The sequence below is a fragment of the Flavobacterium sp. genome, assembly GCF_044368625.1.
Taxonomy (GTDB): Bacteria; Bacteroidota; Bacteroidia; order Flavobacteriales; family Flavobacteriaceae; genus Flavobacterium.
This window is the reverse complement of record NZ_JBIPPD010000147.1, coordinates 1-8175: the sequence shown is the minus strand read 5'-3', so window position 1 is coordinate 8175 and position 8175 is coordinate 1. Positions and strand designations below refer to the sequence as shown.

The 8175-nt window shown below is 30.6% G+C and carries 9 protein-coding genes and 1 pseudogene; 1 reads left to right on the top strand and 9 read right to left on the bottom strand.

Annotated elements, in window-relative coordinates:
• Nucleotides 1-106: 106 nt before the first annotated feature.
• Both ACIQ2X_RS11155 and ACIQ2X_RS11150 read right to left on the bottom strand, forming a co-directional pair.
• On the bottom strand, nucleotides 107-349 hold the full coding sequence (locus ACIQ2X_RS11155) for a hypothetical protein (protein ID WP_396178999.1): 243 nt from the start codon (nucleotides 347-349) through the stop codon (nucleotides 107-109).
• Nucleotides 339-611 carry a hypothetical protein gene (locus ACIQ2X_RS11150; RefSeq protein ID WP_396178998.1) on the bottom strand — a complete coding sequence of 91 codons (273 nt, stop codon included), beginning with the start codon at nucleotides 609-611 and terminating at the stop codon, nucleotides 339-341. Before ACIQ2X_RS11150 ends, ACIQ2X_RS11155 begins: the two co-directional genes overlap by 11 nt.
• 215 nt (nucleotides 612-826) lie before the next feature.
• Between ACIQ2X_RS11150 and ACIQ2X_RS11145 the strand changes: the two genes are divergently transcribed.
• Nucleotides 827-1315 (top strand): SHOCT domain-containing protein, encoded by a 489-nt coding sequence (locus ACIQ2X_RS11145; protein ID WP_396178997.1) that lies wholly within the window; start codon nucleotides 827-829, stop codon nucleotides 1313-1315.
• A gap of 22 nt (nucleotides 1316-1337) precedes the next feature.
• On the opposite strand, the gene ACIQ2X_RS11140 is transcribed toward ACIQ2X_RS11145, so the two are convergent.
• The 7 genes and pseudogenes from ACIQ2X_RS11140 to ACIQ2X_RS11110 form a co-directional block, all read right to left on the bottom strand.
• A complete protein-coding gene (locus tag ACIQ2X_RS11140) occupies nucleotides 1338-2420 on the bottom strand; it encodes a DUF6371 domain-containing protein (RefSeq protein WP_396178996.1) in 1083 nt (360 codons plus the stop codon).
• The gene (locus ACIQ2X_RS11135; protein ID WP_396178995.1) at nucleotides 2420-4021 is read right to left on the bottom strand and encodes a phage/plasmid primase, P4 family; all 1602 of its coding nucleotides are present in this window, start codon (nucleotides 4019-4021) and stop codon (nucleotides 2420-2422) included. Before ACIQ2X_RS11135 ends, ACIQ2X_RS11140 begins: the two co-directional genes overlap by 1 nt.
• 3 nt (nucleotides 4022-4024) lie before the next feature.
• Nucleotides 4025-4330, bottom strand: coding sequence for a hypothetical protein (locus ACIQ2X_RS11130; RefSeq protein WP_396178994.1), 306 nt, complete (start codon nucleotides 4328-4330; stop codon nucleotides 4025-4027).
• A gap of 6 nt (nucleotides 4331-4336) precedes the next feature.
• Nucleotides 4337-4627: a DNA-binding protein gene (locus ACIQ2X_RS11125; RefSeq protein WP_396178993.1), complete on the bottom strand. Its 291-nt coding sequence runs from the start codon at nucleotides 4625-4627 to the stop codon at nucleotides 4337-4339.
• Between the two features lie 112 nt (nucleotides 4628-4739).
• Complete coding sequence (locus ACIQ2X_RS11120) at nucleotides 4740-6140, bottom strand: hypothetical protein (RefSeq protein WP_396178992.1); 1401 nt, start codon at nucleotides 6138-6140, stop codon at nucleotides 4740-4742.
• A gap of 60 nt (nucleotides 6141-6200) precedes the next feature.
• A complete protein-coding gene (locus tag ACIQ2X_RS11115; protein ID WP_396178991.1) occupies nucleotides 6201-7466 on the bottom strand; it encodes a phage integrase SAM-like domain-containing protein in 1266 nt (421 codons plus the stop codon).
• 317 nt (nucleotides 7467-7783) lie between these two features.
• Nucleotides 7784-8175 (bottom strand): annotated as a pseudogene (locus ACIQ2X_RS11110) (hypothetical protein); the annotation flags it as partial.

Genomic DNA, 8175 nt, shown 5'->3' with positions numbered 1-8175 from the left:
TTCATGAAAGACAAATTTAGGCTTTTGACCTTAAACACTTGGAGGAAAACTCCAAGTGTTTTTAATTTATCTGTTGCACTTATAACTTGAACTTACATTCTAAACATTAAGAAAAGAAAATAATTACTTTTTTCTCGGGTCGATTTTCTCTCCTATCTTTTATAAATTTTTCGGCTTCCTCTATAACGTTTGCTTTTTTTAGAAGCGGTTCTTGAGTAACAGCATCAAAAAACGTAATACAAGTTACATTAACAGCTTCACAAAATACATTCAAACTATCAACTGCACTTATATCATTTCTTTTGATGAAATTTAATAACTCATCATAGTTATTAATATTAATTGTCATCTGTTGGCGGTACTATGGTTATTGTAATATTTTTAAACTCACTTTCTTTATTTTCAATTGCAATTTCCTGTTGTTTTGGTACTATGTAAGGGAGCAATTTTATAATGCTGTCAATACGTTCTTTTGGTTCTAATTTGTCGAGTAAAGTAGTAATGTTTTCTAACTCCTTATTAACTATATTTTGAAGTACTTGTTTTGCTTCGCTAGTGGTGCGGTTGGGTGTGCCTTTCTGCCGTCCTCCTGTTTTAACTCCAGTTGCCATATTGTCTAAATTAATCTATTATAGATAAAAATTATAATAATACAAATTTAAATAAATAATAATTATTAATAAGCTTTATCTCGCTCTAAAGTTTCTTGCATCAGCTTTTTTATACTTGGGGTTATATTAGGGTTAGGATGCCAAAAAAACAAGTTTGCTTAGTAAAGAGGTTTCTACATTAAAGCTTTATATTTGTCAATCTAAAATAGATTTATATGAAAGTTTACTATCTGTTACTCTTTTTATTAGTTTTTAATTTTGCAAAAAGTCAAAATGAATATACTACTAAATCAGGCGTTGTCTATAAAGTAAATGATACTTTACTTCTTGGCAAACCGTCAACTCTATTAAATTCTATGGTGGTTGGAACTTCTGCGGGTGGTTGGAATACTATTTTCAAATTAAATGGTAAAAATTTGAGTAATGTAAATTTTATAAATAAAAAAGTCATTTTAAGCAAAATTGAATTTTCTGATAATGGTGTAAATTTTTATTTTGAATTATTTAAACAAAAGCTTTATGTTAAGATAGAGGAAGCAATTTTAAGTGGCGAAGTGATACCTCCATTTACTGAAAACCTTTATAGCAATCAATCTTTAGATAAATACGATAAGATAAAGAAAATTAAAGAGCTTTTTGATATTGGTGCTTTAACAAAAGAGGAATTTGAAACAGAAAAAAGTAAGCTATTAAATAGTAATTAAACATTTAGGAACATACTTGTTTTTATAAACTTAAGTAATAATCTGCTAAATCAGAACCGTTTTCAAAATCTGTTTGCTCTAATAAATCACTAACTGCAATTTTAAAATTTAAGGTACTCAATTCGGTGGCAACATTTAACCAGTTGTAATATTCGCCTTTATCAGGAAATGCAATAATATTTCTTTTTTTTAATGGTTTCAATAATTCAAATTTAAAATTGCTTTTACTTCCTGTTGCCAGCCAAATATAATCAGGTAAAAATATACTCATTATTATTGCGGTTTTTTCGCTCTCAACTATTGCAATGGTTTTTTGGTAGTCTTCATTTATTCTATGTAAACCAAATAAACATTGACAAAGTACAAAATCAGGTTCTTTTGTGGCTTTATGTAGCCAGTTAATATGATTGTAAGGTTCTTTTACTCTTTTGCCCGTAAACCTATCGTACTGCATTATTTTCGCACCTTGAATTTGTTCTTTGTCATTGATTTGCCAAAAAACAGTTGCGTTATTCCAAAAGTGATTTGTTCCAGTAATGAAATAATTTTTCATCATATTCAAAACCTCATCAATTGTAAATTTTGTTTTTAAATACTCGGTTAAATTATCGATTTTTGAATTTTCAAAATACATTTTATCCAATAACTCCAAACTGTGAAAACTCGGTTTAACGGTTGGTAGTGGCTCTATGGTTTTAAGCTCATTTATAAAACTCATTTCATCACTGTTGAAATATTTATTTTCACTTGACAAATAATTTATTGTTGAGGTTTTCAAATACCATTCAGTTATCCAACAATCATTTTTTGACTGCTCCAGTATTTGCGACTTTGGTACAATTGCAATAATGCCGTTTAAATCGGTTAATTTAATCGCTTTATCGGTAATGTTATTTAACCCTAAAAACGTTATTAAATAGGCTTTTTTGCCTTTTGGTGGTGCTTTGTGATACTTGCAATTTTGTACCCTGTCGCATCTGCCAAATGCTTCATCTAAATAATATCCTGTTTCAGTATCTACATACAAAACAAACCGCTTTTTGTTGCAATTAGGACAAAGAAACTTTTTAGTTCCCTTGTCCAATGAATATCTAAATACTTCCATTACATTAAATCTTTGTCAGTTGTAATATAAGCCACGTTTCCAATACTGATACGATTAACTAATATTTTGAAATGGTGTAAACGCTTCATAAAGTTTGACTTGTTTACTGGTCTAAAACCGTCCTCAATGCAAAAACTTTTATATTGGTTGTATAAAGTACTAACAGCCGTGTAATTGGTTGAGCTGGTATATTCGTACTCATCAACAAACATTTTAACACTATCGCTTTGTTTCTCGTAATTGCTTCGGGCGTTCTCTATTGCTTCACATTTACTAAAATTCTTTTGCACTAATAGTCGGTCAAGTCCTTGCAAAATCCAGTTAAAAACTCCCGATAATTCGTTATTGATTATCTTTTGTGGTAACTGTTTATCCTGTTTGTCTTCTGGAATAGTTACATCAAAACCGATAATTAAAAACCGTCTGAAATATGCGTTTGTATGCTCTACATCTTTTGGTAGCTCATTACAGTTAAATATTAACTTTGCGTACTCGTTTAATATAAACGGGTCTCCATAGGGCAAACGTGCTTCTATTGGTTCGCCCGATGCCATTTGTTTAAAAATATCAGTTTCCAGTTTGCCGTTTATTTCACTTGCATAGTTTACCAGTTTATTTGCGATTTTTGCCCTGTAATAACCGTTATCATTCGTTAAACTTTGTAAGGAATAGTTACTTATATTTTCAGTTCCTAAAAGTGCATTAAGTATCTCAAAAAATACACTTTTACCATTCGCTCCAGTACCGTATAAGATTAACATTTTTTCAAGTTTTAAAACGCTCGGCTTTATAAATATGTAACCGCAATACTCGGCAAATACTCTTTGTTTATTCTTATCAGGTAAAACCTCATCTAAATACTTTTGAAATAGTGGTGCGGTTGCTTCGGGTTCGTACTCAAATGGTAGTTGGTGCGTTATAAAATCTTTACTTTCAAATGGTCTTAAACCTCTTTTTGTTGGTGTAATTTCATAAGTACCATTTTTTAAATTGATTAATACGCTATTTTTTTTGGTCTTTGGTGTAGGCAAATAAGCTTCTGCCATAAACTGTTTAAATAGCTCATCTTTGAAAGTATGAATTTTGCATTTGAATTTTTCAACTCCCATTTTTAAAGCTACGTTACCCAAAAAAGATTGAAAACATTCTTTGTCTATTTCGCTCCAGTAACTGCCATTATACAAATAGATAAAACCGTTCTTTTTGCATAAACCCCATTTATTAGAAATTGCAATTTTTAAAAGTTGCTCAATACAAAGTATTAAAAAATGGTTTTTACTCAACTTGCATTTGCTTAATTCTTTGGCTACCTTTTGCCATTTTTTAAAAGCTTCTTTGTATTCGCTACTATTAGTATCAATATAAATAGGCTCTATCTCGTCAATTAAACTTCCAAATAATTCAAGTTTTAATTTTGAACTGATTTTTTGAAGTTCGGCACTTTCGGGAAATGCTAAAAGCATAAAATCTATTTGCCCAATACTTTTAGTAAGTTCCTGTAAAATGTCTTCAGTTGTATTTTGTAGTGGTTCAATGCTACTTGTAAGGCGTACAATATCATTTGTGATAAGTTTTTTAAGATTGTCTTTATTTGCTTCCATAGTCTAAAACATTTTTAATTGGTTCGACTTCGGAAATAACTCGGTGTTTGTGGTTAAATACCACGCACGAAAACCAGTAAGGCTACAAAGCTTTTTTTCAACTTCATAAAGTAAACCTTGTTTTTCTAAATCCCTTTTGTAACGGCAAATAGATTTTTGCGGAACGCCTGTTGCTTCAGATACCATTGAAGCCGTGGCGGTGTTTTGCTTCAAATATTCAAATATGGTTTTCTTTTGGTTCTGAAATTGTTTAAATTTACCTTGTTCTAATATCTTAAAATCAAAGTTATGGTTGTTCGTTGCTTCCATAACTTTTTATTTTTTTAGAAGTATTAAATCATTCATCAACTCCGAACGCTTATAGTAACACTTATTAGCAAACTTATAGACTTTAATACGTCCCTTGTTTTGATAATGCCATAAAGTACTTGCGTTAATTTTTAGAAGTTCCAAAACCTCTTTTCGGGTCATTAGGTCTTCGGGTTCGGGTTGTGTGGATTGAGTAATTAACTCTTTTTTTAGTTCATTGATTTTTACATCAAATAGGTTTCCGATTAAGTCCGTTAAGTTTTCGGTACTTAAATTTAAAATGGAATTTTGTAACATATCTTTATTATTAAAAGTTTATGCCACAAATTTAAAAAGTAATCAAATCTAATTAATTGATTTTCAATTGTTTAAACTTGTATACAACTAGAAACAAGTTTTACAAGTTGTATCACTTTGTTTTGTAATTTTTTATCAGTGGATTAAGTTTTTTAATTATAGGGTCTGAAGTTTCAGCTGTTATAATCATTTTGTTTTGAATGCCCGTGTACTCTCCAATATGTCTATTAAAGTACTTTCCTAAAACTTCAAGAAAAGACTTGTACTCCCTTGCACCAAGTATTAAAATGTTTTCCATTTTCAATCTATCTATAATTACTCTAATCTCTTTACCTATTTCAGTCGGAAACGTAGTTTTTAAATCATTTAAAAATGCTTCTTTGTCGTCAATATTATTTATAAATTCTTGTAAAGTTTTACGACGTTTTGTTGTTCTAACCTCATCAGGAATAACGGCTTCGGGTTGTTGAGGTTTGTCCTGTAAATACTTTAATTCGTTAAAGTCAATTGATTTTTCAATATTAGAAAGTGCATTTTCAAAATCAGCTTTTAGTGGGGTTTTGTCAATATAAATTTTAAACTCTTTTAGACTATCGATACATTCGATAAAAAGCCGACTACAATTTTTTTTCATCAAAATTGCGTTTTCTGTTTGCTTGTCTTCAATCAAAATATTTATTGAAGTGCAACAAAATTCAACAGAAGACAAAAAACGTTTTATAGCTTCTAACTTTAGGTATAATTGAGTATGATAATTTGTTTCTTGTGTTTTTTTATAACCGTCAACAACTTTAAATAAACCAATAATTTCATCAAATAACATACTTAATCGCCTGTTAAACAAACATAAATCTTTGTAGATAGGCTTTAGTGTTTCCCTTTCAAATAGAAACTTATCAGTTCTTTTATTCCAGTCGGCAAAAAAGTTTCCTCTATAATTTTCGTTTATGCTTTTGTCTTCATTTCGTTTGTAAAAATCACTAAAAATGCTTTGAGAGTATGCATCAAAATAATTTGAAATATTTTCTTTTGGGTCTTGAGGTTTGTATTCTTTAGTATGTAAAAAATCAATATAGCTTTCACAAATTTCAATATCGTTTTCTTTGCTTTTAAATTTATGATGCTTCATTTTATTTAAAAACTCTTTTTGGCTTGTTATACGTTCTTTAATACGTTCAATCTCTTTAATCTTAAATTTTTCAAATTGCTTAGCTTCATCAAAAAGCACCCCTAAAACTGTTTTTTGCTTCTGCATAAAATCAATCAAAGCTAAATTAAAATAATCAGGAATTAACTCCGTACAATTGTAAGGGAAATCTAAACTACCATTTTCAAAATAAACTTTTCTATAAAAGTCAGTACTTGTATAAACCTTATTATTTTCTTTTGAAACGTAAAAATTTCCCTCATTCCAATTATAAGTACCAGTTGTTTTCGTTTCCATTAATTCGGTTGCTACTTCTAAACTGCACCCGTTTTCAATTAATGAATTTAATTCTAATTTTAAAATCATAGTATTTTATTTCAATGTAAGAAATGTACGAAATGCACGTTAAAAACAAACTTTTTTTTCTTAAAAATAATAAGTCATTTCCATTGCCTTGTCTTTGTTGCTTTTGCCTATGTAGGTTAAAAACATCGCTTCTGTACTATGCCCTGTAACATACATCAAAAATGAAGTTGGAATAGTTCCGTAATTATTTGAAGCAAAAGAACGTCTCCCAATGTGGCTACTTACTAAATCACATTTTTGAAATTGTTTTGTTTCTTTTCTAAAAATTCCACTTTCGGGAGCGGTTTCCAGTCGTTTACTGCCCTGTACTAATTGCGTAATTTTGGCAATTCTGCAAACTGTTTTAATATAATCGTTATAATTTTGGTCAGCTATTTTATAAGGAAATTCTCCGTTTCTTTTATTGAGTATTTCAATTACTTTCGGGTGCAAAGGCACGGTCATATCTTTGCCCGTTTTCTTTTGTGTAAATTCAATCAAAGGCTTTAAAATGCCCTCTTTGTTTTTTTCGTGCCTAATCATATCTTTAGTAAATCGCATAAAATCAGAAACTCTTTGCCCTGTATAACAGCTAATAATTAACCAGTCTTTTGCATTTTCTAAACTGTCGGTTAATTTACTTTTCTCAATCGTTTCAATTTTTTCAAGTTCTTGAGAGGTTAAAAAAATACTGTCAATTTTAAGATACTTTACTTTTATGCTGTCTAATTGGTAGCTTGTTTCAATTCCGTTTTGCTTTGCGTGTGTGCATATTGTTTTTATAAATCGTAACGCCCTTGCAATTGTATTCGGTGCATAGTCTTTACTTTCACAATATTTTTCAAAATCAGTTTTAAAGTTTGCATCTACATCAATAATCATTAACGTTTTTTTGCATTGCGTTTGATACCTTGTTAATAATTGCTTTATAACATTAAACTTTTTAACTGTGCTTTCTGTTACATCATTGCGTTTAACATCGCTGTAATGGTCTAAATATTGGATTAATTCAGTAGGAACGCTTTTAGCTTGTTGAGGTGGATTGTAGTAATTATTAATTTCAGTTTGTAACCACTCTTTTGTAACCTCATCAGGATTAACAATATCAAACGCCTTTAAAATGTGGTTTTCAATTTTATTTAGTTTACTATTTAACTCGGCTTGCTTATTACTAATCAAAATATCTTTTGACTTCTTTTTATGTTGTTTTGTCCAATAAACTTTTGAAACGTTTTCTTTTGTATTTGCTCCAATAACAAAATCATTATCATTGAAGCGAAATAATAAACGAGCTACCAAATTAGCGGTTTCTTTTGTCGAGCGGTATAAAAAATTAACTGTAGCCATATTGCAAGGTTTTAAAGCAATACAAATATAATCAAATTGTACGATATTTGTACGGTACAATACAACTAAATACAATTAACTGCAATTAAATAAAACAATCAACTTATTAATAAATATCGTTAAGTCTTATATTTATTAATATATTTGCAATTGAAGTTTTGCAAATGCTTTTAAGAGATTGCATCAAAAGTAGTCCCATCTTCTCCACAATGCAAAACCCTAACCGTCAAATTTGATGGTTAGGGTTTATTTTTGTAAAATTGTCTGAACTAAAAAAACCCGCATTTCTGCAGGTTTGAATTTCTAAAAATCATTATTTATTTTGGCAATGGTGCTCCAACGGCAACTTCGCAACGGTGTCCGGGTTGTCCGTGTGGTGGATTCATTCCCGCAGGAGTAGCGGTTGTTCCCGAAGCCATATCTACTTTGTTAATGGTCGCTTGACCTTGCTGTACAGGTTGTTGAACTGGTGCAGGTGCTGCCGCAGTTGGTGCTGGAGGCGTGGCTCCTTTAGGTGAATTTAACGGCGCTCCAACAGCAATGTCGCAACGGTGGTTGGGTTGTCCGTGTGGTGGATTCATCCCAGGTGCTGTTGGTGCAGCTTGGGTTTGCACTGAATTTGGCGCTTGAACAGTTTGCGTATTTGGGTTTTGAACATCAAATTGCTTTTCGATATTTTGGTTTGCTGGAGCTGGAGTTTCCGCCGATG

What these genes read in the sequence shown, in the direction of transcription:
- ACIQ2X_RS11155 (WP_396178999.1), bottom strand. Translation starts at nt 349, where the DNA reads ATGACAATTAATATTAATAACTATGATGAGTTATTAAATTTCATCAAA.
- ACIQ2X_RS11150 (WP_396178998.1), bottom strand. Translation starts at nt 611, where the DNA reads ATGGCAACTGGAGTTAAAACAGGAGGACGGCAGAAAGGCACACCCAAC.
- ACIQ2X_RS11145 (WP_396178997.1), top strand. Translation starts at nt 827, where the DNA reads ATGAAAGTTTACTATCTGTTACTCTTTTTATTAGTTTTTAATTTTGCA.
- ACIQ2X_RS11140 (WP_396178996.1), bottom strand. Translation starts at nt 2,420, where the DNA reads ATGGAAGTATTTAGATATTCATTGGACAAGGGAACTAAAAAGTTTCTT.
- ACIQ2X_RS11135 (WP_396178995.1), bottom strand. Translation starts at nt 4,021, where the DNA reads ATGGAAGCAAATAAAGACAATCTTAAAAAACTTATCACAAATGATATT.
- ACIQ2X_RS11130 (WP_396178994.1), bottom strand. Translation starts at nt 4,330, where the DNA reads ATGGAAGCAACGAACAACCATAACTTTGATTTTAAGATATTAGAACAA.
- ACIQ2X_RS11125 (WP_396178993.1), bottom strand. Translation starts at nt 4,627, where the DNA reads ATGTTACAAAATTCCATTTTAAATTTAAGTACCGAAAACTTAACGGAC.
- ACIQ2X_RS11120 (WP_396178992.1), bottom strand. Translation starts at nt 6,140, where the DNA reads ATGATTTTAAAATTAGAATTAAATTCATTAATTGAAAACGGGTGCAGT.
- ACIQ2X_RS11115 (WP_396178991.1), bottom strand. Translation starts at nt 7,466, where the DNA reads ATGGCTACAGTTAATTTTTTATACCGCTCGACAAAAGAAACCGCTAAT.